The 26,741-nt window shown below is 47.7% G+C and carries 24 protein-coding genes and 3 pseudogenes; 9 read left to right on the top strand and 18 right to left on the bottom strand.

Annotation, left to right across the window (positions count from 1 at the left end; genetic code table 11):
- Positions 1 to 4: 4 nt before the first annotated feature.
- Positions 5 to 9,019, top strand: coding sequence for a SpvB/TcaC N-terminal domain-containing protein (locus tag WKT12_RS13400; RefSeq protein WP_340319986.1), 9,015 nt, complete (start codon positions 5 to 7; stop codon positions 9,017 to 9,019).
- An 825-nt stretch (positions 9,020 to 9,844) separates the two neighbouring features.
- On the opposite strand, the gene WKT12_RS13395 is transcribed toward WKT12_RS13400, so the two are convergent.
- The 6 genes and pseudogenes from WKT12_RS13395 to WKT12_RS13370 all read right to left on the bottom strand — a co-directional run bounded on the left by WKT12_RS13395 (position 9,845) and on the right by WKT12_RS13370 (position 13,513).
- The gene (locus WKT12_RS13395) at positions 9,845 to 10,081 is read right to left on the bottom strand and encodes a copper resistance protein NlpE N-terminal domain-containing protein (protein WP_233550548.1); all 237 of its coding nucleotides are present in this window, start codon (positions 10,079 to 10,081) and stop codon (positions 9,845 to 9,847) included.
- A gap of 352 nt (positions 10,082 to 10,433) precedes the next feature.
- Positions 10,434 to 11,186 (bottom strand): hypothetical protein, encoded by a 753-nt coding sequence (locus tag WKT12_RS13390; protein WP_118082134.1) that lies wholly within the window; start codon positions 11,184 to 11,186, stop codon positions 10,434 to 10,436.
- Positions 11,187 to 11,221: 35 nt separating this feature from the next.
- Positions 11,222 to 12,171 (bottom strand): annotated as a pseudogene (locus tag WKT12_RS13385) (relaxase/mobilization nuclease domain-containing protein).
- A complete protein-coding gene (locus WKT12_RS13380) occupies positions 12,168 to 12,581 on the bottom strand; it encodes a plasmid mobilization protein (protein ID WP_153137449.1) in 414 nt (137 codons plus the stop codon). The pseudogene WKT12_RS13385 and the gene WKT12_RS13380 overlap by 4 nt, the downstream one beginning before the upstream one ends.
- Positions 12,582 to 12,765: 184 nt before the next feature.
- Positions 12,766 to 13,248 carry a DUF3408 domain-containing protein gene (locus tag WKT12_RS13375; RefSeq protein WP_295405211.1) on the bottom strand — a complete coding sequence of 161 codons (483 nt, stop codon included), beginning with the start codon at positions 13,246 to 13,248 and terminating at the stop codon, positions 12,766 to 12,768.
- A gap of 13 nt (positions 13,249 to 13,261) precedes the next feature.
- Positions 13,262 to 13,513: a hypothetical protein gene (locus WKT12_RS13370; protein ID WP_237474045.1), complete on the bottom strand. Its 252-nt coding sequence runs from the start codon at positions 13,511 to 13,513 to the stop codon at positions 13,262 to 13,264.
- Positions 13,514 to 13,645: 132 nt separating this feature from the next.
- Between WKT12_RS13370 and WKT12_RS13365 the strand changes: the two genes are divergently transcribed.
- Both WKT12_RS13365 and WKT12_RS13360 read left to right on the top strand, forming a co-directional pair.
- Positions 13,646 to 13,957, top strand: coding sequence for a helix-turn-helix domain-containing protein (locus WKT12_RS13365; protein WP_008656559.1), 312 nt, complete (start codon positions 13,646 to 13,648; stop codon positions 13,955 to 13,957).
- Between the two features lie 82 nt (positions 13,958 to 14,039).
- Positions 14,040 to 14,348, top strand: a complete 309-nt coding sequence (locus WKT12_RS13360) for a helix-turn-helix domain-containing protein (RefSeq protein ID WP_025066990.1) — start codon at positions 14,040 to 14,042, stop codon at positions 14,346 to 14,348.
- Between the two features lie 238 nt (positions 14,349 to 14,586).
- Here WKT12_RS13360 and WKT12_RS13355 read toward each other — a convergent pair whose 3' ends face one another.
- The 3 genes from WKT12_RS13355 to WKT12_RS13345 are packed head-to-tail and all read right to left on the bottom strand — an operon-like array spanning position 14,587 to position 17,430.
- Positions 14,587 to 14,949 (bottom strand): hypothetical protein, encoded by a 363-nt coding sequence (locus tag WKT12_RS13355; protein WP_340319985.1) that lies wholly within the window; start codon positions 14,947 to 14,949, stop codon positions 14,587 to 14,589.
- On the bottom strand, positions 14,946 to 16,169 hold the full coding sequence (locus WKT12_RS13350) for a site-specific integrase (RefSeq protein ID WP_340319984.1): 1,224 nt from the start codon (positions 16,167 to 16,169) through the stop codon (positions 14,946 to 14,948). The genes WKT12_RS13355 and WKT12_RS13350 overlap by 4 nt, the downstream gene beginning before the upstream one ends.
- Before the next feature lie 31 nt (positions 16,170 to 16,200).
- Positions 16,201 to 17,430 carry a site-specific integrase gene (locus WKT12_RS13345; RefSeq protein WP_217743438.1) on the bottom strand — a complete coding sequence of 410 codons (1,230 nt, stop codon included), beginning with the start codon at positions 17,428 to 17,430 and terminating at the stop codon, positions 16,201 to 16,203.
- A gap of 290 nt (positions 17,431 to 17,720) precedes the next feature.
- Here WKT12_RS13345 and WKT12_RS13340 point away from each other — a divergent pair.
- The 6 genes and pseudogenes from WKT12_RS13340 to WKT12_RS13315 form a co-directional block, all read left to right on the top strand.
- Positions 17,721 to 17,927: pseudogene (locus WKT12_RS13340) on the top strand (tyrosine-type recombinase/integrase); the annotation flags it as partial.
- Between the two features lie 84 nt (positions 17,928 to 18,011).
- A complete protein-coding gene (locus WKT12_RS13335; protein ID WP_117887854.1) occupies positions 18,012 to 18,542 on the top strand; it encodes an ORF6N domain-containing protein in 531 nt (176 codons plus the stop codon).
- 142 nt (positions 18,543 to 18,684) lie between these two features.
- The gene (locus tag WKT12_RS13330) at positions 18,685 to 18,885 is read left to right on the top strand and encodes a hypothetical protein (protein ID WP_080597449.1); all 201 of its coding nucleotides are present in this window, start codon (positions 18,685 to 18,687) and stop codon (positions 18,883 to 18,885) included.
- A gap of 290 nt (positions 18,886 to 19,175) precedes the next feature.
- On the top strand, positions 19,176 to 19,709 hold the full coding sequence (locus WKT12_RS13325) for an antirestriction protein ArdA (RefSeq protein WP_004329650.1): 534 nt from the start codon (positions 19,176 to 19,178) through the stop codon (positions 19,707 to 19,709).
- A 77-nt stretch (positions 19,710 to 19,786) separates the two neighbouring features.
- Positions 19,787 to 20,008 carry a DUF3873 domain-containing protein gene (locus WKT12_RS13320; RefSeq protein ID WP_005924228.1) on the top strand — a complete coding sequence of 74 codons (222 nt, stop codon included), beginning with the start codon at positions 19,787 to 19,789 and terminating at the stop codon, positions 20,006 to 20,008.
- An 11-nt stretch (positions 20,009 to 20,019) separates the two neighbouring features.
- Complete coding sequence (locus WKT12_RS13315) at positions 20,020 to 20,502, top strand: DUF7258 domain-containing protein (RefSeq protein WP_118147062.1); 483 nt, start codon at positions 20,020 to 20,022, stop codon at positions 20,500 to 20,502.
- A gap of 203 nt (positions 20,503 to 20,705) precedes the next feature.
- Here WKT12_RS13315 and WKT12_RS13310 read toward each other — a convergent pair whose 3' ends face one another.
- From WKT12_RS13310 to WKT12_RS13270, 9 genes and pseudogenes are all read right to left on the bottom strand, one after another.
- Complete coding sequence (locus WKT12_RS13310) at positions 20,706 to 21,026, bottom strand: hypothetical protein (protein WP_004327301.1); 321 nt, start codon at positions 21,024 to 21,026, stop codon at positions 20,706 to 20,708.
- Between the two features lie 12 nt (positions 21,027 to 21,038).
- Positions 21,039 to 21,497 (bottom strand): DUF3872 domain-containing protein, encoded by a 459-nt coding sequence (locus WKT12_RS13305; RefSeq protein ID WP_118147061.1) that lies wholly within the window; start codon positions 21,495 to 21,497, stop codon positions 21,039 to 21,041.
- A 13-nt stretch (positions 21,498 to 21,510) separates the two neighbouring features.
- Positions 21,511 to 22,092 carry a conjugal transfer protein TraO gene (locus tag WKT12_RS13300; protein ID WP_007845747.1) on the bottom strand — a complete coding sequence of 194 codons (582 nt, stop codon included), beginning with the start codon at positions 22,090 to 22,092 and terminating at the stop codon, positions 21,511 to 21,513.
- 3 nt (positions 22,093 to 22,095) lie between these two features.
- Positions 22,096 to 23,031, bottom strand: a complete 936-nt coding sequence (gene traN / locus WKT12_RS13295; RefSeq protein ID WP_007845745.1) for a conjugative transposon protein TraN — start codon at positions 23,029 to 23,031, stop codon at positions 22,096 to 22,098.
- A gap of 33 nt (positions 23,032 to 23,064) precedes the next feature.
- Positions 23,065 to 24,396 carry a conjugative transposon protein TraM gene (gene traM / locus WKT12_RS13290; RefSeq protein ID WP_215710321.1) on the bottom strand — a complete coding sequence of 444 codons (1,332 nt, stop codon included), beginning with the start codon at positions 24,394 to 24,396 and terminating at the stop codon, positions 23,065 to 23,067.
- Complete coding sequence (locus WKT12_RS13285; protein WP_007845742.1) at positions 24,374 to 24,670, bottom strand: TraL conjugative transposon family protein; 297 nt, start codon at positions 24,668 to 24,670, stop codon at positions 24,374 to 24,376. The genes traM and WKT12_RS13285 overlap by 23 nt, the downstream gene beginning before the upstream one ends.
- A gap of 4 nt (positions 24,671 to 24,674) precedes the next feature.
- Entirely contained in the window at positions 24,675 to 25,298 is a 624-nt protein-coding gene (gene traK / locus WKT12_RS13280) for a conjugative transposon protein TraK (RefSeq protein WP_004308760.1), read from the bottom strand.
- A 20-nt stretch (positions 25,299 to 25,318) separates the two neighbouring features.
- Positions 25,319 to 26,314, bottom strand: a complete 996-nt coding sequence (traJ, locus tag WKT12_RS13275; RefSeq protein WP_122145304.1) for a conjugative transposon protein TraJ — start codon at positions 26,312 to 26,314, stop codon at positions 25,319 to 25,321.
- 19 nt (positions 26,315 to 26,333) lie between these two features.
- Positions 26,334 to 26,741: pseudogene (locus WKT12_RS13270) on the bottom strand (DUF4141 domain-containing protein); the annotation flags it as partial.

Below are 26,741 nucleotides of genomic sequence, written 5' to 3'. Positions count from 1 at the left end.
ACGCATGAAGAATTATATACAGAAGGTGGCGTGGGCATTGGTTTTACTGCTTGCCGCCACACTGTCCCTTTCGGCAAAGGACGGGACAGCCGTGAGAAAACTCTTCAAGAAGGGTGTCTCTGACAGTATCTCCGTAGGAGGTAGCAAACTGGTCGTTCTTCAGAAAGACCTCATTCGGAACAGAAGCCTTTCCGTGAACTCTATCGGAGAGGAAAATGTTCCTGAGCTTGACTTTGCCATGACCAACGTCACGGCAGGAGGACATGGCTACCGTTTTCTCCCTCACGGAACACACTTCACAGGCGAGGGCGCGACTGTCAAGATAAAGTATGACCGCACGAGAATACCAAGCGGCTATACCGAGGACGACATCCGTACCTATTACTACGACCCGGCCGAGAAGCATTGGGTTGCGTTGGAGCGTGTGCGTGTGGACAAGAAGGAAGAGTGTGTCGTTTCAAAGACGACCCACTTCACCGACATGATCAACGGCGTGATACAGGCCCCGGAGTCACCGCAGACAGAAGGCTTTGCCCCGACGATGATGAACGACATCAAGGCGGCAGACCCGACGGCGAAGCTCAATGTCATTGCGCCTCCAAGCGCAAACAACCGTGGCTCTGCCAACCTGCAGTACCCGTTCGAGATGCCGCCAGCACGAAACGGCATGCAGCCAAGCCTTGGCTTGCAGTACAGCAGCGAGGGCGGTAGCGGTTGGCTTGGCGAGGGTTGGAACGTCAGCGTGCCAAGCATTACGCTTGACACCCGGTGGGGCGTGCCTCGTTATGACCAGTCAAAAGAGACGGAGACTTATCTCTTGTCCGGTTCAATGCTATCCACTATGGATGACAACGGACAGATGGGAGTCGCACACCGTGGCGAGAAGATGAACAGAAAGGCTGACCGCCAGTTCTACACCCGCCAAGGCGGTGATTTCAGCCGTATCATCCGCAAGGGTGACAGTCCTGCCAACTATTATTGGGAGGTTACAGACAAGCAGGGTGTCAAGTACATCTATGGTGGTGACGGAGCTGTTGTAAAGGGCAATGTCACCGATGCTTCGGGCAATACCCGTGAGGTGATTGCCGAATGGAAGCTGAAACGTGTCGAGGAACTCCACGGTGACTATATAGAATATGTGTATGACATCGTGGATGAGGATGTGCGTGGCGGCTTGAAGGCCAAGGCTGCATATCTGAAGGAGGTTCACGCAGGTAATGCAGGACAGGAACCGCACACCGTTGTACTCTTTGATGGCAACAAGGTAAAGCAGGTAAAGACCAACAATGCCCGCTATGGATTCCTCGCCTCCTCCAACAAGCTGTTGGAGAAAGTGACCGTGAATTTCCAGGGCGAGACATTGCGCAGCTATGCCTTTGACTACAAGGAAGGTGCATTCCACAAGGAAATGCTCACAGGTGTCAGACAGTATGACAACACAGGAAAGGAAGTGGCTTTCCAGAACTTTGACTATTATGATGATGTCCAGGCTGAAAAGGGATATGTTCCGTTCAAGGATGATTCCGAGAAATGGAACACGCACGATGACGGACTTGACGCTGGTTTCGTCAATCCTTTAAAGGCTGTCAGCAAGCGCTTCAGCGACAAGCCAACTGCACTTGGCGGTACGACAAGCTCTTCCGTGAGCGGTTCGTTCTATGCAGGTGTGGGTGTCGTGGACGGAAGTCCCTGGAAAGGCAATACCGTGGGTGGCTCATACAGCTATTCAAGCGACACGAGCAAGGGACTTTCCGCACTCGTTGACTTGAACGGTGACGGACTTCCTGACAAGGTATATAAGTCCGGTGGTTCTGTATATTATCGTCCACAGATTAAGACAGACAACGGAGAAGTCGTATATGGTGAGCCTGTCAAGGTAAAGGGCATCAGTAACTTCTCGACAACCAAAAGTTCTACCAACACTTTCGGTGCGAATGCCGTTGTCGGTTGGAATGTCCTGACTGCCGTTGTCGGAACGGACAAGTCAACCACCAAGACCAAGACCACTCAGTATTTCAGCGACATCAACGGTGACGGACTTGTTGACCTCGTTTCCAATGGCAAGGTATATTTCAACCATTTGGAGTTTGACGGATCTGGCAATGCCGTGCCTACGTTTACATTGAGCAGTGCCGACACGCCAAGCCCAATCATCTATGGTGGCAAGGTTGACACTTCCGTCATGGAGGTCAGTAAGGATGAGCAGGCGGAAGCCATCAGGAACTCCCCTATGGAGGATATTGTGCGTGTATGGCAAGCGCCAAAGGATGGAACTGTCAGCGTGGCAGGGCAAGTGAGCCTTGTCGCTCCGACTGGTGACTATGACGCTGACGAATACCAGAAAGCTGATGGTGTGAGGGTTGCCATTCAAAAGGGTGGCAATGAACTTTGGAACAAGACGATAGCCAAGGGTGACAACAGTCCATACAGCGCAGCCGTATCATCTGTTGCCGTCAAGCGGGATGACAGGATCTATTTCCGTGTGCAGTCTGGCTCTGAGGAAACAAGCAATGGTTTCTTTGACAAGGTCAACTGGTCACCAACCATTACATACGCTGGCGAGGCAATGACTTTGCCTAATGGTCTTTCTTCAACGGAGTACAAGCCTGAGGATGGTGCCATCTATGATGTGAACACCTCTGCCAATGTGGAGAATGGATCAAGCGTTGAAGTTCACAGTGCCTTCCACAAGCCTGTAACAACCGACGATGTTGTTCTCAGCATCATCGGCAGCAATGAAAAGAAAGACAGTGACGGAAACGACAACCCGAACTATATCGAGAAGACGGTCTTTGCTCGTACATTAAAGGCTAATGAGACTTTCAATGGCGATTCACTCAACATCAGTCTGGAAAATACAGAAAAACTGACCAATTTCAGCTTTGAGATTTCATCCACCTCAAATGTAGATTGGAAGAGCATTGGTTGGCAAGCTTCCGTGACTTATAAGGACTCTGCCAATATAGAACAGACGATAGCCGTTCCTGCACACTACAAGACATTTGCAAATGCCTTGGCAGAGGGCAAGCCATACTTGACCACAGCGACTGATACAATTATGGTTGTGTCACCAGTGCTTACCCTTTCAGACAATTCTATCAACGGTCAGATTACTTTGACCGCCAAGACAGAGGATGCACTTGTTGGCAAGAAGTCTTTCAATATCGAGAATGGCATCTTGAAAGCCGATACTCTGCGATTTGCAACTACTGCAGGAAAGAACATCTGGTTTGAATACAGCTATCCGGCAGCAATCTCTAATGAAACTGTTACTTCAGCCTCTGTTTCCATTCTGAAAGATGCGGCAGGTCTCGTAACAGAGAATGTGCTTGCTGGATTCTATGCTGAGAATGACAATCTTGGCTTCGGTATGCTTTACCGTGGCTGGGGAGGTTTTGTTTATAACTCGGCAGAGGGCAGATATGCAAAGCCTATTGACGAGTCATTGCTGAAATTGCCTGAAAACGAGAACGACAAGGTTGACCCTCTCACGATGGCATTCACTCCATTGGGTACAGACCAGACTTCTATGGACAAGTGGGTCGGTCAGCGACAGGACATCTATCTTACTGCAACCGAGGCAAGTACAGCCCGATTGACAGAACAGGATGTACTCCTTACCAATCCATTGGATAATAATGCTGAAGTGTCAGGACTTGCAGGTAAATATTTGCAGGGTACTGGTGCGGCAGCTGTAAGCCAAGTGGTATCAAGCAAGAGTACCGTTGTGCAAGGTGGTGCACGTGGCATTACCCATAACAATGCAAATGGCAGTTCCAAGACGGAAGTTGCCATGATGGATATGAACGGTGACGGATTCCCTGACATCATTGCTGGTGGTACTATCCAATACACCAATTCACAAGGTGGATTAAGTGGAGAAATCTACAAGGGTATCGGAGCTAATAACTCTGACAATGCTTCTGAGGCATGGGGATATGGTGGCAATCCAGTAGCTTCTGTGTCCGATATTACAAAACTTATCTCCGGAAGCAAGTCTTCCGCACAGAACCAACAGAGTTCATGGTTGGCTCAATTCTCCATTTCCGGCAGTGCGCCGAAGAATACGGATGAAGCTGTAGAATCGTTCATAGATATTAATGGCGATGGACTACCTGACAAGATTCTTTCCGACAAGAAGGTGAGATTAAATCTTGGCTATGCCTTTACCGAGCCTATTGACTGGGAACTTGACCGCATCCAAAGCGGCAAGAGTCTTTCGTATAATCTTGGTGTTGGAACTGGTATCAACAAGGCCTCCGGCAGTTTCTCCGCAGGCTTTGGCATCGTTACCTCTGAAAATGAGGAGGAATACAATCTTATCGACATCAACTCCGATGGTCTTCCAGACAAGGTATGGAAGAACGGAAATGGTATCACTGTTGCCCTCAACACTGGTAACGGCTTTGATGAGCCTATCAGTTGGAAGGGAGCGAATGCACTTAGTGAATCAGCATCAACAGCAGAATCTGTAAATGCAGCTTTCACAGTAACATTCAATTTATTGACTGTAAAGATTTCAACCAACCCTGGCGCTTCCACCTCCCACAGCATCAACCGCCCTACATACTCCTTGCAGGATGTGGACGGTGACGGCTATCTTGACATCGTTGAGTCTGAGAAGGAAAGCGAGTTGAAGGTTACACGCTCTGCCATTGGCAGAACCAACATGTTGAAGTCTGTCACCAATTCCTTGGGCGGAACATTCACTTTGGACTATGCCCACACCACTCCGACCTACGGTCTTCCTGGTGGAAAGTGGGTCATGTCAGCCTTGACGATTGACGACGGAATCCATGACGACGGTCCTGTCATGACAACCGCCTTTGAGTATAAGGACGGAAAGCGTGACCGCCATGAGCGTGAGTTCCTCGGTTTCGGTGAGGTCATCACCAAGAACCTCGACACGGAGAAAGGCAATTCTGTTTACAGACAGGCTGTTGAGAACTACGATGTTGCCAACTACTACACGCAGGGCAATGTTACCGCTACTTCCGTGGAGGATGCCAACGGCAACAAATACACGGAGACTAAGAATCGCTACGACAGTTATTATATGACTGCCGACGGTGACAAGTACACCTTCGCCAAGCGTGACGCCAACCTCTGGAGCGACCGTGCATCTGCATTCGTACCTCTCCGCTATACCGCCAACTTGCAGTATGAGGGTGCGGCAAATGGCGTGGTTACATCCGAGGCATGGAATGAGTACTACCTCAATGGCTACCATGGTGAACTGAAGTCTTATAAGTACAGCGACAAGGGAAGCCTTGGTGAGGACGGAAACGGCAAGTTCGATTATGCGACTGCTATCAAATATACGGACAATGCAGTGAAGCACATCTTCGGACTTCCTGTTGATGTTACTGTTACAGGTGGTGACGGCTCACTCTACCATCATGTTACGGCAAAGTACAACACCAACTATGCCAACCACATCACCCAGATTACGCAGCAGTTGAATGACGGTGCGGCAGTTACTGATTACAAGTACGACTCTTACGGCAACATCATCCAGAAGACCCTCCCTGCCAACGGTAAGGGACAGCGCATGTGGTACAAGTACCGCTATGAGCCAGAGATGAACATGTATGTGGAGCGTATTGACGATGCGTGGGGCTACCGCAGCGAGCAAGGCAATTTTGACTATCGCTATGGTATAGCCAAGGAGCATCGTGACCTCAACAACTTCTATTATGAGACTGATGTAGATGACCTCGGTCGCATCACTGGCGTGCGTGGTCCTAACGAGTTGGCTACGGGCGTGCCTTATGCCATCGCCTTTGAGTATCAGCCATTGGCTACATTCAATGAGAGTGGCATTACCGCTCCTGCATACGCCGTGACCAAGCACTACGACATCCAGCATCCTAACGATGACTTGGAGACCGTTACTTTCGTTGACGGCTTCGGAAGAGCCGTGCAGGTGAAGAAGGACGGTGTTGTGACAAGTGCATCCAAGGGCAACTCTGCCAAGGATGAGAACGTGATGATAGTCAGCGGAAGAAACGTGTATGACGCTTTCGGACGTGTGGCAAAGGCTTTCTATCCTACAACGGAAGGAACCGGATCGAAATCAACGTTCAACAAGTCATTTGACAATGTATCTCCAACGGTTACTGTTTATGACGTGCTCGACCGTGCTACCTCAGTGACATTGCCGGACAACTCTACGACAACTACGGCATATACTGTTGACAACGGCAGTCATGCACTTGTTACAACCGTAACAGACGCACTCCATAATGTTCAGGCTACCCATACCAATGGCAGTGGCAAGACCTTGAAGACCATCCAGAAGAGCGGTCCTGACGGCGAGATTACCACCTCGTTTGAGTATGATGGCATACAGCGTCTTGTTCGTGTTACCGACACGGAGGGTAACGTAACAACCTCCACTTACGACATGGGCGACCGCCGTACTGAGGTGAACCATCCTGCAAGCGGCATCACCAGCTTCACATACGATGCGCTCGGCAATGTGCTGACCAAGCAGACTGCCAACCTTGCAAAGGAAGGCAAGTTCATCACCTACGATTATGACTATCAGCGTCTGACGGGTATCAACTATCCTGACCACCCGGAGAACAACGTGAAGTATTACTATGGTGGTCGCAATGCCTCTCAGAACCGTATCGGTAGGTTGATGCTCCGCGAGGACGGAACGGGTGCCATTGAGTATTTCTATGGCAAGATGGGCGAAGTCACCAAGACCCGCCGCACGATGATTGTGCCTAACCAGGCGATTGCTACTTATGTCACACAATGGACATACGACAGCCACAACCGCCTGTTGGAGATGATTTATCCTGATGAGGAGAAGATTACTTACTCTTACAATCTCGGTGGTCAGCTTGAAAAGGTTCATGGCTACAAGTCATACGGCTACGATTATGTAAGCAAGATTGGCTATGACAAGTTCGAGCAGCGCACATACTTGAAGTATTGCAACGGTGCTGAGACCTTCTACACCTACGATCCACAGCGTCGCAGATTGCAGAACCTCACGGCGAATAGTGGTGGCAACACCATTATGGACAATGCCTATACATACGATGCGGTGAGCAATGTGCTCAGCGTGGTAAACAGTGCGTCAGTTCCACAGAGTGGAAAGGCTGGCGGACAGATGGCGCATACCTATACATACGATGCCCTCTACCGTCTTGTTGGTGCAACTGGTACATATACAGGTGCGGACAACAAGACCGCAAGCTACACTCTTGCGATGGGTTACGACAACATGCACCGTATCACATCGAAGCGTCAGATTCTCACGCAGAACAATGTGCAGTTCAACGGTACATTGAATGTTGGTTATGATTTGTCATACACCTATGGAACAGAGACAGGCAAGAAGTTCCAACTCGCCAATGTGAAGGATGTGAACTACCGCACGGAGGAGACGCCTTCAGAGAGCGAGAATGTGAACAACAATCATGCCTATGAGTATGATGCCAACGGTAATCTTGTCTATGTCAATACAAGCCGTACAAAGAAGGATGGCATGACTGACGAGAAGACCACGGAACGCAAACTCAAATGGGATGAGGAGAACCGTCTTCTTGCTTCTGATGACAATGGCTTCGTGACCAACTATTGGTATGATGCAGATGGTGAGCGTACGGTGAAGACATCAGGTGAGAGTGACCAGGTTTATGTGAACTCAGAGTTTGCTGGAGGTCGCACGAACACCGCCAAGTTCTCATTGTATGTATCTCCTTACCTCGTTGCCAACCAAGGCGGACGCTATACCAAGCATATCTATATTGGTAGTCAGCGTGTAGTCAGCAAGATTGGAGACTTCGACTCTTACGGATCAGACCCACGCCGCATCCAGTATGCAGGTAGTGAGACTGATGGCTTGTCTGTTGATTATAAAGCTAAATATACCGGGCAGTTGCAGGTTATCAAGGATAATTATGCAACCTTTGCAGTGCCGTACAATGGCGAGGACAACAACGACTATGTCGATGGCAAGGGCTTCTGCTGCAATGACGGCAGCTTGGAGGCTGCTCAGACACGAGCTTTAGCGAGAGCTGCAAAGAACAACTTCCAAGAAGGCGACGCATACGAGAAGATGCAGTTCTACTACCACCCTGACCATTTGGGTAGCAGTAGTTACATTACCAATCTTGATGGTGAGGTAGTGCAGCATATCGAGTATGTACCTTTCGGTGAAGTATTCGTTGAGGAGCGCAATAACATTTGGAATACGCCTTATCTTTTCAATGCGAAGGAATTCGATGAAGAGACGGGATTGTATTACTATGGGGCGAGGTACTATGACCCGAGGTTGAGTTTGTGGATTAGTGTAGATCCTTTAGCTGAAAAATATGTCCATTGGGGAGCATATACATATTGTTACGACTCACCTATTACCCATATAGATATAAAGGGTCTATTCCCTACAGAATTTGTAAGACAGTATACACGAGATGTTAAAAGAGTTCAAGCTGTTGGCATATCTAACACTGTAGTATCATATACAGCGAAAGAAACATATTACAAATTCACGGAGTCTGCGGCTTATGTGTTGTCTTTGGTTTCTGGTGTTCCAATAGAACACATAAAAAATGCTGATCTTTTAGAGTTCAAATATCAGCCATCTGGCAATTGCATAACACTTGGAAATTCAGCAAATAATGTTCGTATTCTTGTCTCCCCATATTATCTAAATGACAATGAAGGAGGACAGGATTATGAACTTTGGTTGCAAGAATTTTCTCATGAAGTTAGTCACATCAAGCAAATTGCCAGAGATAATGATACAGGAACGTACTTGATGAAAACCATATGGGGGTATATAAAAACGTTAAGCCACGACCATGCCCCACGAGAAGTAGAGGCTGAATATGGGACAGAAACATTTAATAGTTTTAATCGATTTGTTAAAAAGAGACACAATACATCTATTGATTCTTTGTTGAAAAGTAAAAAAACAGAATCGGTAAAAATAAAAACTTTAGAATTCTGGTGGAAAGAATTTTCTGTCCAAAACAAGAATAAGGAAAGTGAATGATTTTTGAACTTTTCATTTTTTATGTAACAAAGTGTTGTTTTATATTGGAATCTGATTTTCTTCAATTTTGCGATAGAAGAAAAAGATTTGTATGAAACCCTGTTATAGACACCTCAAATTGGGCGGTTTCACAATTGGTGAATACCGCCCAATATAAAAAATGTCTTAATAAACAAGTTTAACAAGAATGGTCAAGATTTGGCTATTCACAATAGATTTTTGAGAATGAAATATATAATAGAAATTTTCATGTGTTTATTTTTGATTTGTTCATGTGACAATCATGATGTAGAATTCAATGAAAAGGAACAGACTTTTTATATTTACAATCTGTTGCATTTTTCTATTGAGCCATTAGATAGCTTTAGCAAATCTTATACATATGACTTCTTTTTGCGGACAAAGGGAACATGTCGAGAGGTGGATACTATTTGTTTAAAAAAAAGAATATCAAAGAAATTTAAAGCGATAGAATCGTCTTCTTATAAGCAAGAATTTCGGTATAATCCTTCCTATATAAGGCTATTACCAAACACTCAATATGTAATAAGACATAACGGGATGGGAGCTAAAGTAAATATAATAAAGTATTTTTATACAGATTCTTCTGGAAATTTACATTATAAGTGTGATGAAAAGTCTAGTAGGAAATTACAAGAGCCTTAATTATAAAGATTTTTGCTATAAAAAGAATATATAATTAGTTAGGAGAAAATATCAATAAAATCCGTGAGTGAGACACAACAACCCACGGGTTTTATTTTTATTATTTTTTCTTCAGTACACCGGTCTTTGCGCTTCTTGGCTCATTCCCAAATGAATCTATTAGATAATGCAACTATCATTCTTTATCTTGTAAAATATATTATAACCACTTGACAAATGTTCTAACATCAGAATACTGCCGTCAAGCACTTTGAAGATACCGTTCAACACTTCACTACTATCCGAATCGTTTGTAGATTCCTGCTTCAAGCAATACGTTCCATCTTCATTTAGTGTGAGTGTTGTTTCAACATTAGGTGGCAACACACCGCAATATGTTCCTGCAATGGAATCCAAGTCAATACTGTTTTCTTAGACTGCCGTATATTCTTCGGCTTTAACGGAATCAATATCGGCATCATTTTGTTTCGTATCACATAAGATATAAGATGCAACAAGTGAGATAACCAAAACTGCTATAATTATCTATTTCTTCTTCATAGCCATCATAAAAATAAAAAGTGTCCGCAATGTCAAACGAGTGGCATCACGGACACGAATGAACAGTTGAGAGTTAATGAAAAGTCAGGATTCTGCTATGTTGCTGATGCATTGGACAAGTTCTTGCACTATCAAACACGATACGGAGACCGTTCGTCTTTACTTTATCGAAGCAAAGGATGCGCTTGTAGCCGATGGTCGTTGTCTATTATTTCTTATTAATTTTCTTTTTAATTTCATTCGCCTCTTTAAATAGGCTATTAGCAATGCTATCTTTAATTGCTGCCATCTGTATCATTTCGATATGGTAGCGAATTGAGTCCTCGTAAGTATTTACATGAGCTCTCACATTCTCTATAACTTCTTTATTAGGGCATACAGAGAAGTTCTTTTCGATGTATCGAACATTGGGGTCGTCAGATGGAAGAACCATCTTCAATGCCCGATACTTCAAGTCTGCCTCCTCCCAATCTTGGTGCTCTCGCCATTGGGTGAGATTGCCCCAAATAGAGAAGATAAGGGATAGAGCCAAGCCCCCGATGAAAAGAAGAACATACTTTGAAGTTGGTTCTAAGCGGTGGGTGACAACCTTCTTTTGAGGTGTATAACCTATTGCGTGAAGTTTGTCCTGCACAACTTTTGATGTGTCATTCAGTTCTTGTTTCACCTGATTAATGGTATCAAACAAGAGTTTACTTCGCTGTTCCTCTTTGCTTACTTCTTTCTTGGTAAGGTCGATATAGACGCATATCGCCTCTCTTAATTTTGCTAATTTGCCAATAGTTTCCTCTTCTCTTGCGGATACAGAAAGGATGGCTTTTTCAAGTTTGCTTGTATCAACACTTGCAGGGCTGAGAACTGTTTCCGCTCCTGCGTTCTTAGGTGAGGCAGAAAGTTCATCGACTTTCTGCTCCAATCTCTCAACTGTGCCGTAGATGGCTTCCAATAGTTCTTCTTTCATATTTCTTTTGTTGTTTGAATGGTTTGTAACTTGCATCAAAGACTAAAGCCTCTTCTGCGTTTCTTCTTTTTCTTCTTGGATGATTCATCCTCTGGGAATTGCTCAAAGGTCTGAGCATTGGCTGGAGCAAAAAGTCCAATGGAAGAAATACCATTCCATGGGTTTTGGCTGTTCTCCGACATGAATGACAACAGCTCGTCCTTGAAACTACCTTGCTCATATTGTTGAGTAGAAATGGCTCTTGCTGATACATGGTTCTCCGTTCCCTCAAATCTTGCATTCAGTTTGCCAAAGCTATAGTCTCGGCTAATCTGCGTACCCTTGAAGCTATATCCATCCTTGCAGAAACGGATGCCTTGAACCTTGCTCCACTCCTTGTCCTTATAGACAAGCTCCAGGTGAACACCTCGTTTTTCAAGCCCACTCTTGAACTTTTGCCAGCTATCTGCGACTTTCAAAGCATCATTGACGGCATTGTGAATCTCGTATTTGGCTCGCTCGGCATTGCGTAATTTGCGAGTGTTAGTCTTGCTCTTGTCCGTTCCGTAAGTCAATCCATACTTGGATTTTAGAGCCTTGGTCACTTGCTCATTACGCCTGTAATCGTGGGCGTCTGATATGAGTTTGCCTCATTATTGATGCGATTGTACACGATATGGCAATGTGGATTGTCCGTGTTGTGATGCCTTACGATGATGAATTGAGTATCTTTTATCCCCATCATCTGCATGTATTCAAGGGCTATCTTAGCCATGAATTCATCCGTCAAACGTGGCTTGTCCTCGGGCTTGAAGCTCAAAGCTATGTGCCCCACAGGCTTCTTAATCCTTGGATTTAGTTGCCTTTGTAGCTCGAAACTTTGCGTCATCTCGGCATTCGTGCCGAGTAACACACCATCAGAGGCAAGGATTTTCGCCTCGTCCTTGCCTGTAACATAGCGGATGCAACCAGCAAATGAGCTGCCCTTCTTTAGCTTGCCTATCATGTAGCATCCTCCTTTCTGCCTATTCCGCATGGCTTCGATTTTGGACTTGCTTGGCGATACTCGCCAAGGATGGATTTCAATCTTCTCAACAAGTCCACCACATACACATGGGTTTCGTGGAAACCTCTCTGATGCGACAGCTTGGTAAGTTGGTTGAGGTTGTTCGCCATGCCTATGAGATTCTTAGCGATGGCTATCGTCTCAGCGTTGTGTCCGCTGACCACCTCGCCATTCAAGGCGGACTCTCGGATATACTCCGCCAACTTGCGGTTGGCTTTTCTCGCCCTCAGTCTCAGTGCCTCGTAGCTTGGCTTCGAGAACTTCACCGTGACAGACTTCGACAGCTTGCGAACCCTGCCCGTAGGCGGTCTTCCGCCCTTTTTCCTATTCTGTTCCTGTATGCTTGCCATTCGATATACTGTTTACAGTTGGTACACTTACTTTCTGCGACCGTCGGGAGCAAAAATCCTCCGCCCTCATGGTGGAGCGAGGCGTTTTGGGGTTCCCAAAACATAACCTCGCTCCCTCTCAGAACACGTTAGTTGGAACTACAGCCTTTCAGCTATCCACGTCCAAGGTCGCAGACCTTAATTCTCACAATTTGCGCCAAGCCTCGAAGTCCTCTTCATAAAGGCTTAGGTGGTGGCGCACGATGTTCTCGATGATGCCCGATACGCTCATGCGTCTCCCTCCGAGGATGCGGACGACACGGTCAAGACGGTCTCGTACATCGGAACTGACGAAGACCGGCTTGCGGTCGTCAATCCTTGGAACTTGGAGGAAGGTCTGCTGATACTCCTCTAATGTTGCCTTGCGCTGCTTGCCACTGATGCGCTTCAGCGGATTCGGTGGCGATTGAGCCTCATTCGGTGATGTTTCCTCTCTATAGGGAGTTGTTGCTGCAACTTTCTCTACAATTGCTCTCAACTCTGGGTTCTCTACATCATCATAGAGAGAATTACAACTACTTGGATTGGCTTTGTTGCCATACGTAGATGGTTTAACAAAATCCAAATACTCTTTTTCCATCAGCTCCTTTTGCTCAGGAGCCAAGACTACATCTTTTGTTCTTGCCATAGCTTATGCTGTTTTATTTGTTAGTATAGTGGTCACGGTTTGCACCATTGACCGATTGTCGGGTGCAAAGTAAGTGTACTGAGTGCAGCCATGCAACTGATTGGGTGTAACGTGGCAATTTAGTTGTGGCTTGCTTATTTGCATACCGAGATAGTTGTGAGAACTTCAACGTATTTCTCAACTCATCATTGTTCATGTATTCGTTGCAGTCGTGCAAGTTTTTCTTGTTGTTTTTGGCGTTGAAGTCGGCAAACCCCGGCAACATACTGCCACAGAAATTGAAAACGCTTGTTTTTAGATTGCCGTGCCTTATCTTTGCACTCACAAACGTGGAGCACAGCATATGCGTGGAGCTTTGCGACATACAACATAGTATTAACTTAGAAAAAAGAAAAGTATGGGATTCATCGTATTCGAGGAAGAGGCATTCAACTATCTTGATGCCCAGTTGGAGAACTTCGTGAAGCGCATGGACAGAATCCGTGAGCGCAGTGAGGACAAGACCATGAACAAGTGGCTCGACACGCAGGACGTGTGTCAGACGCTCAACATCTGCCCACGGACAGTGCAGACGCTTCGGGACAACGGAACTTTGGCTTATACGCAAATCAGCCACAAGACCTACTACAAGCCGGAGGACGTGATGGCTATCGTAGCAGTAGTGGAGGACAAGAAAAAGGACATGCGCTTTCGCAAGCGCACAGGTTAGGCTGTCAATATACAACAGCCACTTAATCCAAAGCAGCAAGTAAACCGGGTAACGTAAGTGTCAACAATAAAACGAGACAACTATGAGCAATGAAGTAATGACAAGAAACAGCGAGTGGATGAACCACATCGTGAACCACCTCAACCGAATGGTTGACAATTTTGAACGTGCCGTGATGAACTACCGCCCCATGCTTGACGGTGAGCGCTTCATGACGGACAAGGAGCTTTGTGCCAGGCTGCAACTGAGCCGAAGAACCCTGCAGGACTACCGAAACAACGGTGTCATCCCGTATATCCAGCTTGGCGGAAAGATACTCTACCGCGAGTCCGACATTCAGAAGATTCTGATGGCTAACTATCGTGAGGCGTACAGAATGAAGGGCTTGTAGGAGAAATACATGTCCTTGATGAGTGGGGTGAAATGAACAAGGCGACAACGTATAACTTACCGAGCGTGGTTGTTATAGGTTGTCGCCTCGTTTTATTGGCTATACCGAGTTGTTCGTGTTTGCCGGGTATCATTTGTGTTACCTGTATAAATCTAATACCATGCTAAAACACACTGCGGTGGTTCGCCCAAGTGGCTGGAGGCGCAAAGCCTCCAAGGAACGTTGCTTTATGGCAGGTCTATGCCATTGCATTCTCTGTAAAGATACAGACCAGTTTAGTGCGGCTTGTCTGCTTTTTGATGATGGCTTGCATGATGAACTCCCGGAAGGCTCTGCTCTCAATGCTGTCAATACGGAAGGCTACCGCAATGACGAGTTCAAGGCTATACACATCATAGCTGATGCGGTCGTTCTTCCTGACATGACGACACACACCCTGCTCTTTCAGAATGCCGTCCTTGAATACAGCCTTGACAGCCTTGCGCACATAGCAGCCGAACACATTATACATGTCGGCAATCTCCTGCATGGTCATCCATACAGTATCGGTCGGCATGGATACCGTTCCGCTCTCGCTGATTGTTATTATCCCTCTGTTCATTTCCCGTCCTCCTTATTTTTATTCTGGTCAGTTTCTTTTGTTTCTCTGCGCTGCATCAGTTTGTCCATGTCCTTGGATATCTTGTCATCGGTGATGACGGCATAGATCTGGGTGCTTCGCAGGTTGGAATGCCCCATCATCTTAGCGATGCTTTCCATTGATATGCCCGAAGTAACCATGTTTACTCCGAATGTATGTCTTGCAACATGTGCGGTAAGGTTCTCATTGATACCCAAAGCCACACCGAGTGAATGAAATTCAAACCACATGGAATCACGTGAAGAAAGAGGAAAAACAGGTTTGCTATCATCCGCTGTATTGTATAGCGACATTATTTGTTCAGCTATCGGATGCAAGGGAATGAACGCTTCGTTGTTGGTCTTTGCTCTTTTCTCACGGATGTATTTTCTACCGTCTGCCGTCATCCCGATATGGTGTGGATACAGGTTACGTAAATCGACATAAGCCAAACCTGTAAGGCTGGAGAAAACAAACATTCTGCGTGCCAACTCCAAAGCCTTATCCTCCATAGGAGTCTCCATAATGAGCAGCAAGTCATTTCTGGATATATGTCTACGCTTTGGTGAGCCTGTCTTTTCATATCCGACATCTTCCAATGGATTGAATTTCAGCAGACCTCTGTCAACAGCGATATAAACCAAGCGTTGCAGCCAACAGAGATTATGGTTCGTATTGGATGCACTATACCCTTTGCCAATCAAGAACAACTTATAAGATTTGCCAAATTCCTCAGTCAAATCTTCAAATGCAATGTCATTCATTCCTCGTAACCCGAGGAACTCTCGCAAGTTGAGCTGCGATGTCTTAGATTGGCGATAAGAAGATGTTGAGTTAATACGGATGGAGCGCAGCCTAAGGCGTTCACGCTCCTCCTCGCCAGTGGCAAGCAATGTCATCGGGATAGTATTTGCATCAACAATAACATTCTTCAGAATCTCGGCGGTAACGATGCCCTTTTCCTTTGTTGCCTGCTCGTAGGCTTCGTCAATTCTTAGTCTGAACGCTTGCAGTTGTCCGTTCACTCTTGCATTCTTGGCTTCACCTTTTTTCGTGTCCCATTCTTCGGGAGCACAGTAAAGACCTGTTGCTATGGCTGACACTTTGCCGTCAATCGTGATACGGCAAAATATAGATGTGGTTCCGTCTGCCTTTACTCTTCCACGGTTGATATAATAAAACTGCTTGTATGTACTTCTCATTGTTATGTTCCTTTCTTATTTTGTGATAATATTACAGGACAAACTTGAAGTCCTTGTTGGCTTCGATGAACTTGTCCATATCCTCAAATAGCTTTTTCGGGGTGACACGTGCATAGATTTGCGTGGTCTGAATGTTGTTGTGACCAAGCATTCTGCTGATAGTCTCTATCGGAACACCTTCTTCGAGCGTAACGAGCGATGCGAAACTGTGCCGTCCAACATGATAGACCAAATCCATACTTATGCCAGATAGTACTCGGAGACTTTTCATGTTACCTCTCAGCACTCGAAATTCCTGTGGCGGTAAAAGAGTAGGTCTTGTCGGGTCTTTGTATTTCTCCAACATGGCAAGTGCCTCTGGCAGTAATTTCACACGTGCAAGCATCTTGTTCTTCTTTCTATGGTATTTCAGCCAAAGGCTGCCCTCCTCATCACGAAAGAGGTTTTCTTCCGTGATAGAAACAGTATCGGCATAAGCCGTGCCTGTATAGCAGGCGAAAAGAAAAAGGTCACGGGTCAAAGCCAACGATTTTCTTCGCTCTGGTATTTCGAGGTCACGAATTTTCAGGAAGTCCTCACGTGTCAATGCCTTTGGTGGATTCTCTTTCTTTTGAGGTAGCTTGAAGTGCATAAAATGATAACGCTCGGAGTGTCCTGCCTTGAAAGCTATTCGGCAGGTCTTCTTCAAGATGGCGAGATAGTGGCGGACTGTATCAAGTGCAAGACCTCTCTGGTCCAAGCAAAAGTCCATGTACTCACGGATAAACTGCTCGTCAAGCTCACCGAATGCCACATCGTCAGTTCCATAACGCTTCTTGACGAACAATACCAATGTCAGGCGAGTGTACTGGTAGTTTGGAAGTGTGCCTTTCTTGTAGTCGATGCCGATTCTTGACTCAATGTCCGCAATGATGGCGTCAAGCTGCTTCAACAAGGTCATCTGAGTGTCTGCACTGCATTGAAACAGATCCTTTATCGCCTTTGCGTCAAAATCCGTCTTGCGCTCCACAAGTGACTCGTAGGCTGAGTTTATTGCCAGCAACAGCTTGTCAATCTTGGCGTTCACTTCCACAGCCTCCTTGCTCTTGCCGTCAAGTCTGCTCTCACGTGGATTCCATAACTTTGGCGTACATGACAACTTGCAACCGAACTGCGCCATTGTTCGGTTGAGGGTGATGCGTCCCATGATGGGAGCCTTACCGTTCTTGTCCAATCCGCTCTTTTTAAGGTAGAGCAACACCTTGAATTTTTCAACTTTCATCTGCTTACTTTTTTAGTTTGCAAAAATAATCAATCAGTAAGCATTCTCCGTCATTGAAAGTTGTGCAGAACAGTGCAACAAACACTGGTGACAAACTATTTGTTTTTCACCTCGTTAGCAGTGTTGGTTTCGGTAACTGACCGCTAACGGTTTGGTAACTGAAATAACTCAATATCCTGCTCGGCTTTGCTTTGCAGACATTTGGCAGAATTATGAAATATTGCTCATTCTCAACCACTTGCAGTTCATTTCTCTCATATTCACTTTCCGTTGCTTTTGCTTAAATTGTGCACCTTGCCCGGCACACGTTCGCCACGACCACCACGCTGTCAAAGGGCGTACCCATTGAAACGGTGTCCAAGATGCTGGGACACACAAACATAGAAACTACGCAAATCTACGCCCGCATCACCAACAGCAAGATAGGCAGCGATATGCAGGGGCTTGACAAGAAGTTTGTCGGCATCGAGAAGATTTACAAGGAAGTTGCCATGTAATCTTGATTATATGGAACTGGTCACAATTTGTGACCAGTCCTTACTATTATTCCAACATTGCTAAATCTCCTAAAATATACGATTATGGATTTGCAGATTATCCAAAACAAGATTTTTGAGGTCAGAGGTTGCCGGGTGATGCTCGATTATCATTTGGCAGAACTCTACCAAGTGGAAACACGAGCCTTGAAGCAGGCGGTCAAGCGCAATATCGAGCGTTTTCCGGGTGATTTTATGTTTGTACTCACCCGAGAGGAAGCTAACTTGCTGTTATCCATAGGGGTATCACATTTTGTGATACCCCCTGATTACAACTTCGGCGTTGCTATGCCTATGGCTTTCACCGAGCAGGGCGTAGCCATGCTTTCTTCGGTTCTCCGCTCCAAAGTAGCCATAGAAGTAAACATTTCAATCATGCGGGCTTTTGTCCTCATGCGCCAAATGGCAATCGGTTACGAGGAACTGTCAAGGCGCATCGAGGAACTGGAGGTAAGCACCGATGCGCAGTTCAACGAACTGTACCAAGCCCTTACCCAGCTTTTGAGCCAGTCGAAACAACAGAAAGAACGCCGCCCGGTAGGTTTCGTTACCTATAACCGTGACAAAAACGAATAGGTAACGATTTCGGTAACGAAATTCCGCCTAACAAACTATATCCCAATGAAGTACATTCTTCCACCTTGCGGGCAGTCCACCGACTACCCGTATTTTTTATATCCTTTTCCAACTGGCACATTCCCCGAAACGCCAGCCGTGCGTGGCATGGCTGACTGTATTCCGTGAAAAGAGCCGTTGGAAACCCGCACAAGCGTATTGCAAGCAAGCTCACAACACCCTTGCCTTTCCCGCCCGCATGGAGTGTTCCCTAAAAGATGAAAGAGAACAGGCACTTTTCCCCTGTTTCCCTATCTGTAAATCTTCCTCTTACGCAGTCCCCCAGCCGGGACAGTCGTTTTAATCATTTCAATAGGCAAAGGTAGTTACGTGTTCTTCACGATTTTGCAAGGTCGAGCCGTTCCGGTTTGGCGAAAAAATCTTCCCTGCCTTGCGAGGTATTTTTTGCCCAAAACCTTGCAAACTCTAAACACTACCCTTTTACGCCTATGTGAAACGAAAACGACCGACCCGACCGGAAGACGCATAAAAAAAAAGTCGGATTTACGGGAAACAGGAAAAAAGTTCAGTGAAACTTCAACTCCCTCACCTCTCAAATCCGCATAAAATTAAAAACTTAAAAATTACAGCAATATGGAAGCAAAGGTATTATCGGAAGCAAAAGTTTATGTAGGCACTTATGCCAAGTACAACAACGGTTCATTGTCCGGCGCATGGCTCGACCTTTCGGACTATTCGGACAAGGAAGAATTTTATGAAGCCTGCCGGGAACTTCACAAGGACGAGGAAGATGCGGAATACATGTTTCAGGACTGGGAGAACGTGCCGGAGGGCTTAATCGACGAAAGCTGGATTTCTGAAAACTTCTTCGCCCTGCGTGATGCGGTGGAGGATTTGAGCGACACCGAGCAGGAAGCCTTTTTCGTGTGGTGCAACTATAAAAGCCATGATTTGGGCGAGGAAGATGCGGACGACCTTGTACGTGATTTCCGGGATGAATATCAAGGGGAATATGACGATGAAGAAGATTTCGCCTATGAAATTGTAGAGGAATGTTACGACCTGCCGGAGTTCGCAAAGACCTATTTCGATTACAAACAGTTTGCCCGTGACCTGTTCATGTGCGATTACTGGTTTGATGACGGCTTTGTGTTCCGGGCGGCATAACAACCAATCCGGGCGGGGTGTCAAAGCCCTGCCCGCTTAAAACAACCAAGTTTATAACCATAAAAAAATAAGACATCATGCAGTCACTTAACAAAAACGGGGTAAGCATCACCCAAACACCGGGAGAAGAAAAGTTCGTGAAATGCCGTTTAGGGGCTTTCAGGGGACAAATTTATTATCAATATGACTACCGCCACACGGACGGCGAACTTTTCAGCACGGTAGCCAAAACGCTGGACGAGTGCCGCCGCAGGCGTGACGAATGGGTAGCGAAGAAGAACGGAGTAATAAACAAGTAAATTTTAGGGACATGAAAACGACAGAAGTAAACAAGGAGCTTATCGGCAGGCGTTGCGAGTGTATTTTTACGGGCTTAATGGTAACGGGCGTTATCGAGGACATCCAAGACGACCAGCATTCCATAGCGGTCAAAGTCCGTTTCGACCACCCGCACCAGTGGGGCGATGATTTGTATAATGATGTGTGGGCGTGGGGGCGCAAAATAGACGAGTTCGGCACGCTGCATCATTTGCAACTGTTGGAGGACAAACCGGACTTTCAGATAATGACGGTAGTTTTCGGCGAGCCAATCAGCCGGATAGACCGCAGTGTTTTTGCAGATGTGGACACGTGGGGCGTCTGTTCCCTGCAAGGCTGGGTAAACAGCTATGAAAGTGTCCGGTTTGTAGCCATAGACGACCATACGGCAATCATCACGGGCGAATATAACATGGAGCAGGTAAAGGTGTGGTTAGAGAAATACACGTCCATAAAGAGCCTTAAAACCAGTTGATAGAGGACGGCGGCTGCTTGCCGCCGTTACTTTCTTCCGTGAGCCTGCCAGCGGGTGAAGAAAGTAACAAAGAAGCCTTTCGTTTTCCCTATCATGGAAACAGCCCGCCGATGCTTCCCGGCGGGCTGTCTGCCCGATATTTACGCTTTGCGTATCATTCCATACCCGGTTTCCCAAGAGGATGATAAAAACGGATGTCGCAACTATAAATCCTCATAGTGAATAAATTTTACACCAAGTATGCACACGGTTTCTTCTTCCTCGATGTCATATTTCCATGTCCGCTTAGTGACAAGCATTTCCGTTTCGCAATCGAACCATACCATTACGGGCGCATCATCTTCTTCGTCCGCCCATTTGAATACCTGATTGGACGGCGTTTTCCATAATTCAGCACTGTCACGTTCGGAAATACAGTCCTTGTCCACAATGATGATGTCACCTACTGCCGGAACTGTATCTGTTTCCAACGTGGTTTCTATGTACCACGAGATGCCTTCTATATCCAATTCTATTTTTACCATGTCGTTTTGTTATTAGGGGGTTATTGTTTCCGTTCCTTCTTCGCTGCTGTCATTATTAAATGATAGTGTAAGTTGCTGCATCTGCCCGAAGCTGTCGATGATATAAATGTCAATCGTCTGCTGGTCTGTCGATGCCGAGGTGTAGTAGAGCCTGAACGTTTCTTTCTCCAGCGGGTAGAGGTCATTGGGCAGGAACACCGTGCCGTTATCCATTTCCAGCTTTCCTTTGCCGTCCGGCTGGAAATACCTTATCTGATAGGCAGTCGGCTGGTAATAGCCGCCACGCACCAGTCGGCAGCGTATTTCGGCGGTTTCCCCGACTTTCAGCCTTTTGGGTACTGGCAGTGTTTCGATGCTGAACGGGTACGCCTGCTGAATATCCAAGTTGTCATTACAGGCGGTGACAAGCACGAGGGCGGCCACGATGTAGCAGCCCATGATGATTTTATACATTACATTCTTCATATACATTATTATATAGCGGTCAGTTGATAATGAATTTCAGTCCCAAAGATACCTGCGTGTGGAACTTGCCGATGTCCGAGCCGAACAACGCCCGTTCCCTTGCGTTCAACAGCAGAGCCACCCGGTCGGTCAGGTAGGTTTCCAGTTCCAGCGTCAGCGCACCGCCGTAAATGAAGCAGTCCTTATCCAGCAAGGTAGAGCCGTCCGGCAGCAGCTTTTCGCTTCGGTTGCTTGTTTCGTACCCGGCGAGAGCCGACAAGCCCAATGAAAGGAAAAAGGTCTTTCGTCTGTCCGATAGGAATTTCAGGTAATAGCCGCCCTCTGCGGTGAACTGTTCCACGGGTATCTGCATATCCTTGTAGTCATACTTCTTGTGCAGGTATTCGCCGCCAATCACCCAGCGGTTGGCGTTCTTGGTGTAAACGCTGTACGCCGCCCCGATGTGGTAGGCGAAATCACTGCCAGCGTTCCAATGCACCCCGTCCGTCATGCCCGCCGTGACCTGCAAGCCTTTCATGCCCGGCAGGTATCTTTGTGCGTGTGCCTGAAACGAGGTCAGGCACAGCGCAAAGAGCATCATTATAAAGATGTGTCTTTTCATTCCCTATTTGATTTTTAGTTCGTCAATCACTTCTGCGTTCACGATGTCGGCGTTTTCCACCCGTATGGTCTGATGCCGCCCGCCGTTCTTCTCGTAGAGTTCCACGACCAGCAGCTTGTCGTCAGGAATGGTAAACTTCGGCAGGGCGTACACCGTGCGCACGGTCGATTTCCCGGCAATCTCTATCACCTCGTTGTAGCTGCGTACCGCATCCAGTACCGTTTCCTGAATAGCCGTGCGTTTGGGCACTTTTTTATCGGTTATCTTAAACCTGATGAAGTCCGTGTCGAAAGGCACGTTGGAACTGTTCTTTGTCTGCGTGTGCACGTAGAGCATCCCGTTATAGGTGTAAATCCCCTTGATTAAGAACTGTATGCCGAAACGCTTGCTACCCAAGTGGCGCACTTTCCGGTCATTGTTCTTGTAGATGCTCTGCATTATCAGCTTCACCAATAGCGGGCTTTCACCCGCCAGTTCCCGGAAATGGATGTTCATCCGGGTATGCGAGAAATCGGACGTATCTTCATTCTCCAAGAAGTCCTTCATCTCGATGTTGAGCATTTCCGGTTCACGGGCGTACTTGGCGTTGAACGAAAAGAAACTGCCGTCCTCGCAGATAACGGAGAAGTTCGTTTCTCCCGGAAAGCCCTCTGTCGTGGCTTTCACCCTGATTACGTTCTCCGCACCGTCCGCCTTGCCCGCTATGATGTGGTTGCTTCCCAAATCGACATAGCGGACGGCGGCGGGGAAGATGATATGCACCGTCTTGGCAAAGGTCACTTCCACACCGTAGGGCGTAACCATTTGGCGGTACGGGAGTTTCCGGGTAATCCCCCGGTACAAGTCGTTGCCAGCCGCATACTTCACGGTGTCAGCGGTTTGTGCGTTTGCCGCACACACGCCCAGTAAGAGGGCGAACAATCCAAAAATCTGTTTCATTGCTAATTGAAATTTTAACGGTTGATAAAATGGTTATTGTTGTTTGGCATACAGCATGACTTTATAGCCTGCTTTCAGCTTCACTTTCACGGTTCGGAACTTCTTGGCGAGGTAGCCGGACGTTCCTTGCAGCAATCCCCTTGTCACGTCCATAGCCACCTGCTGCCCGGCACTTTGGGCAAAGGAAATGCTTGTACCCAGCCCGCTTCCGATATTCGCCATAGCTTCGTTGAACGCTTCCTGCTCCATAGAGGACGGGACGGAAAGCCCCTTTTGCCCGTCCGTGTCGAACACGGCGAGTTCCACCGGGATGATGTTGCCAGCGTACTCAATCGAGGACACCAGTATGTCGAGCCGTTCGCCCTGCACCTTTGCCGTCCCCGCCACAAGGGTATTCTTCGGCACAACGATATTTCCCGCCTGCATGGGTTCGAGCAGCCGTAGTTTCACCGCCTGCCCGTCCACCAGCGTTTGGTCTTGGTGTATGCAGGCGGCTACCGTGTTCTTTCCCATAGCGTACCCCGTGCCTACCGCCGTGTTGAAGCCGTAGTTTCGTGGCTGGCTGTAAGCCCGGATGAAGTCGGCATCGCTCATGGGCTGCTGCAATCCCGAAATGGTCGTTTCCCGGATAGCCTGCACCGGAATAGCCGGAGTGCCGATGCCGCCGCCGTTCTGCCCGGCTGTCGGTATTTGGGCAATCTGCCCCCTTTGTCCGTCCTGCCCGTTCATGTACTTTGCCGCCAGCTCGTAGGACTTTTCCAAGAGTGCCATTTGGTCGTCAGCCGTAGGCGTGGCGTTCTGCTGCTGTTTCAGTCGGTCGGTCAGTTCCGCCACCTGCCGTTTCAAGTCCTCTTTTTCCTCGTCCACAGGGGGCGTTTCGTAGAACGTGCTTAACTGGCGGTTGATGTCCCGGTAAGCCGCCCGTGAAGAAGTACCGCCGCCCCTTTGTGGCTTCGGATCTTCTTCCGGCAGCAGGTTGATTTCCTCTTGTGGTTCTTCCGTATCATCATCCAGCGTGAAACCGAAGTCCTGCAAGGATTGTATCTTGTCCTGCTGTTTGCGGCTTGTCACCGCCTGCTCGTAAGCCTTTTGCTTGTCGGCTATAATCCCGTCCTCTGCGGGCAGGGGTATGTCGGCATTGAAGCCGCCCACGCTTTCCACATTCACGTCCTCTTTGCCGGAGGGTGCGAATATCAGGTACATGCACCCTGCAAAGGCAAGGAACATCAGCGGGAAGACTATCATTTTCCTGCGCTGCTGCACCTGCTGCGGGGTAAGTTCCCGTTTGGGCTTATTTTCCTTTTTCGGCTTCCCGTCCGCCTGCGGTGCGGTCGTGCCGTTCTCATTCTTCTGTACTTCTTCCATATTGCGGTCTGTTTAACGGGTTGATACTTTGGGTTGTGTCATTGCCGTGCAACGGCAGTTGTCTGATGTGTTCTATTTGCAGCCTTTGCCCGTCCCGTTTCCCGATATTGTAGATTGATGAAACGGTGATGTAGATAGACAAGCCGCCGAAAAAGAAGAACATTAGGAGGATAACCGCCAGCCTTTTGCCCGGCGTAATCCGTCCGCACATTCGGCGCAGTCGGTCGTCCGCCCAGTCCCGCACCTTTTCGATGTGGTTTCGTTTTCTCTCCATAAGGCTATCTTTTAATGGTCTGCAAATCCTTGTTCTCGGTAATGGTGAACGCTTCGATGATGAAGCCGTGCGGGTTGTTGTCGCTCCGTGTGGCGTTAAGCAACCGGCACGAGGTCACAAGGCTTCGCACCGTCAGGCTGCTTTCTCGGACAATCAACTGGCGGGCATACGTGTTCACCTTGTAGGGGTACTGGTCGAAGTCGCACTTCACGCTGTCAATCTCCACCGTCTGCGTGACGTTTCCGGAAATCACCCGGTTGTAGTAGCCCTTTTCCGCCAAGTCCTTGTAATAGTTGAAAGCGGTCTTGTCGGCGAGAAACAACGAGCGTTTGATGTTGCTTTCGATAGCCCCCTTTTCGGGTGATAAGGTGAAGAAAAGTTCGTGGAAACGCCGCACGTGCGACTTGGCTTCCACGGGTCTGTTCTGTGCCATGTCCTGCGAGAGTGCCAGCATCAGGCTTTTGCCGTTGTCGAGGACGTATATCTTCTGCCGCTGCTTTTCGGCGAAGCTGTACGAGTTCCACACGGCAAAGCCCGTCACCAGTGCGCACAGGCAGATGAATACCAGCGCAAAGAGCCGGATTTGCCGGAAACTCGTTTCGATGTTCGTTAATGACTTAAATTCCATATACTAAATATTGATGTTGGTTATTTGAGTAGTTTCCCGGTTACTTTCCCGCTTGCCGCACCGACCGCAGCTCCGGCGATTGAACCAGCCCGTGCCACGTTGCGGTTATAGGCAGACGTACCGCCAGCCGACACTATCCAGCTTGCCACCGTTGGAATGGTGAAGTAGCCCACGATGCCGATAATCATAAAGATTATATACACGGTACTGCTCCCGTCCGGGATGAAATCCGGGTCTGAAAGCTGCTCGATGTCTTTTTGGAGCATCAGGGTTTGTATGCGTGCCAGCACGCTGCTGAACAAGTCCGACACGGGCAGCCACAGGTAAATGGAGATATAGCGTGAAATCCACCGGGTCAGCGTGCTTTGGAAACCGTCATAGACGGAAATCGCAAACGCCAGCGGACCCAGTATGCTTAACACGATTAGGAAGAACGTGCGCAGCGTGTCTATAATCAGCCCCGCCGCCTGAAAGAGCATTTCCAATAACTCCCTGAACCAGTCCCGGACGGACTTCTTTATATTATAAGCCGTCCTGTCCATGTACATGCCCGTCATAGTCACCATGTCGGAGGGCGACCAGCCCAGTTCTTCCAGTTGTCGGTCAAATTCCTCGTCCGATGCGAGGTAAGCCGTTTCGGGGCTTCGCATCAGGGCTTCATATTCCAGTCGGTCTTTCTGCGCCCGGTACTCGTTCATGTCGAAAGTCTGCGTTTCCATAAGCTGGTTGCACCCTTTCACCACTGGCGACAGCACCGTGTTGATAGTCCCCAGCACGAAAGTTGGAAAAAACATGATGCACAGCCCCAACACAAAGGGACGCAGGAGCGGGTACACGTCTATGGGTTCGGCACGTGCGAGCGACTGCCACACTTTGGCGGCTACATAGAACAAAGCTCCCAGCCCGGCTATCCCTTTGGCTACCCCCGTCATGTTGCTGCACAAGGGCATCATTTCATCGTACAGCACCCGCAACACTTGGTGCAGGTTGTCAAAATCCACCGCTGCTAATAACATAGGCATACCGATTTATATGTTACCAGTAGCGTTCATCCGCCGAGCCGTAGAGAGCCAGCACCCGGTCGGTGTCGTTCTTCTTCTTCGCCCGCAGGTAGGACACGGATATATTCTTTCGGGTGTAGTAGTTCACGAGGTTGCGGTAGTTGAGCAGGCTTTTATAGGCGTTGTTGATTACCGCCAGCCTTTCGGCATCCGTCAGCGACATGCCCGTCACGTTCACTACATTCTTCAAGTCCTGCAACACGTCCGCACTTTCGGAGAGCAGCTTGGCGTACCCGGCTGAAATGGCGGTGAGTTCATCCGGCGTGTAGTTCGGGTCTGCCAGCATGTTCTGATAGTTTCGCACGTAGATTTCGGATATTTCCGCCACCAACTCAATGGACTTCTTCACCTTGATGCCGCCCTTGACAACATCGTGTACCGC

It is taken from the genome of Phocaeicola sp. HCN-6420 (assembly GCF_037890145.1).
In the GTDB taxonomy this organism is placed as follows: domain Bacteria; phylum Bacteroidota; class Bacteroidia; order Bacteroidales; family Bacteroidaceae; genus Phocaeicola.
The sequence above is the reverse complement of the archived record's forward strand: the minus strand, read 5'-3'. Positions and strand labels throughout refer to the sequence as shown.

Excerpts from the sequence above, each read along its gene's own strand:
- WKT12_RS13375 (WP_295405211.1), bottom strand. The coding sequence starts at position 13,248 with ATGGCAAGAACAAAAGATGTAGTCTTGGCTCCTGAGCAAAAGGAGCTG.
- WKT12_RS13400 (WP_340319986.1), top strand. The coding sequence starts at position 5 with ATGAAGAATTATATACAGAAGGTGGCGTGGGCATTGGTTTTACTGCTT.
- WKT12_RS13310 (WP_004327301.1), bottom strand. The coding sequence starts at position 21,026 with ATGGTAAAAATAGAATTGGATATAGAAGGCATCTCGTGGTACATAGAA.
- traM (WP_215710321.1), bottom strand. The coding sequence starts at position 24,396 with ATGGAAGAAGTACAGAAGAATGAGAACGGCACGACCGCACCGCAGGCG.
- WKT12_RS13370 (WP_237474045.1), bottom strand. The coding sequence starts at position 13,513 with ATGTTGCCGGGGTTTGCCGACTTCAACGCCAAAAACAACAAGAAAAAC.
- WKT12_RS13380 (WP_153137449.1), bottom strand. The coding sequence starts at position 12,581 with ATGGCAAGCATACAGGAACAGAATAGGAAAAAGGGCGGAAGACCGCCT.
- WKT12_RS13390 (WP_118082134.1), bottom strand. The coding sequence starts at position 11,186 with ATGAAAGAAGAACTATTGGAAGCCATCTACGGCACAGTTGAGAGATTG.
- WKT12_RS13350 (WP_340319984.1), bottom strand. The coding sequence starts at position 16,169 with ATGAGAAGTACATACAAGCAGTTTTATTATATCAACCGTGGAAGAGTA.
- WKT12_RS13305 (WP_118147061.1), bottom strand. The coding sequence starts at position 21,497 with ATGTATATGAAGAATGTAATGTATAAAATCATCATGGGCTGCTACATC.
- WKT12_RS13365 (WP_008656559.1), top strand. The coding sequence starts at position 13,646 with ATGGGATTCATCGTATTCGAGGAAGAGGCATTCAACTATCTTGATGCC.
- WKT12_RS13315 (WP_118147062.1), top strand. The coding sequence starts at position 20,020 with ATGAAAACGACAGAAGTAAACAAGGAGCTTATCGGCAGGCGTTGCGAG.
- traK (WP_004308760.1), bottom strand. The coding sequence starts at position 25,298 with ATGGAATTTAAGTCATTAACGAACATCGAAACGAGTTTCCGGCAAATC.
- WKT12_RS13320 (WP_005924228.1), top strand. The coding sequence starts at position 19,787 with ATGCAGTCACTTAACAAAAACGGGGTAAGCATCACCCAAACACCGGGA.
- WKT12_RS13345 (WP_217743438.1), bottom strand. The coding sequence starts at position 17,430 with ATGAAAGTTGAAAAATTCAAGGTGTTGCTCTACCTTAAAAAGAGCGGA.
- WKT12_RS13325 (WP_004329650.1), top strand. The coding sequence starts at position 19,176 with ATGGAAGCAAAGGTATTATCGGAAGCAAAAGTTTATGTAGGCACTTAT.
- WKT12_RS13360 (WP_025066990.1), top strand. The coding sequence starts at position 14,040 with ATGAGCAATGAAGTAATGACAAGAAACAGCGAGTGGATGAACCACATC.
- WKT12_RS13285 (WP_007845742.1), bottom strand. The coding sequence starts at position 24,670 with ATGGAGAGAAAACGAAACCACATCGAAAAGGTGCGGGACTGGGCGGAC.
- WKT12_RS13335 (WP_117887854.1), top strand. The coding sequence starts at position 18,012 with ATGGATTTGCAGATTATCCAAAACAAGATTTTTGAGGTCAGAGGTTGC.
- traJ (WP_122145304.1), bottom strand. The coding sequence starts at position 26,314 with ATGTTATTAGCAGCGGTGGATTTTGACAACCTGCACCAAGTGTTGCGG.
- traN (WP_007845745.1), bottom strand. The coding sequence starts at position 23,031 with ATGAAACAGATTTTTGGATTGTTCGCCCTCTTACTGGGCGTGTGTGCG.
- WKT12_RS13300 (WP_007845747.1), bottom strand. The coding sequence starts at position 22,092 with ATGAAAAGACACATCTTTATAATGATGCTCTTTGCGCTGTGCCTGACC.
- WKT12_RS13355 (WP_340319985.1), bottom strand. The coding sequence starts at position 14,949 with ATGAACAGAGGGATAATAACAATCAGCGAGAGCGGAACGGTATCCATG.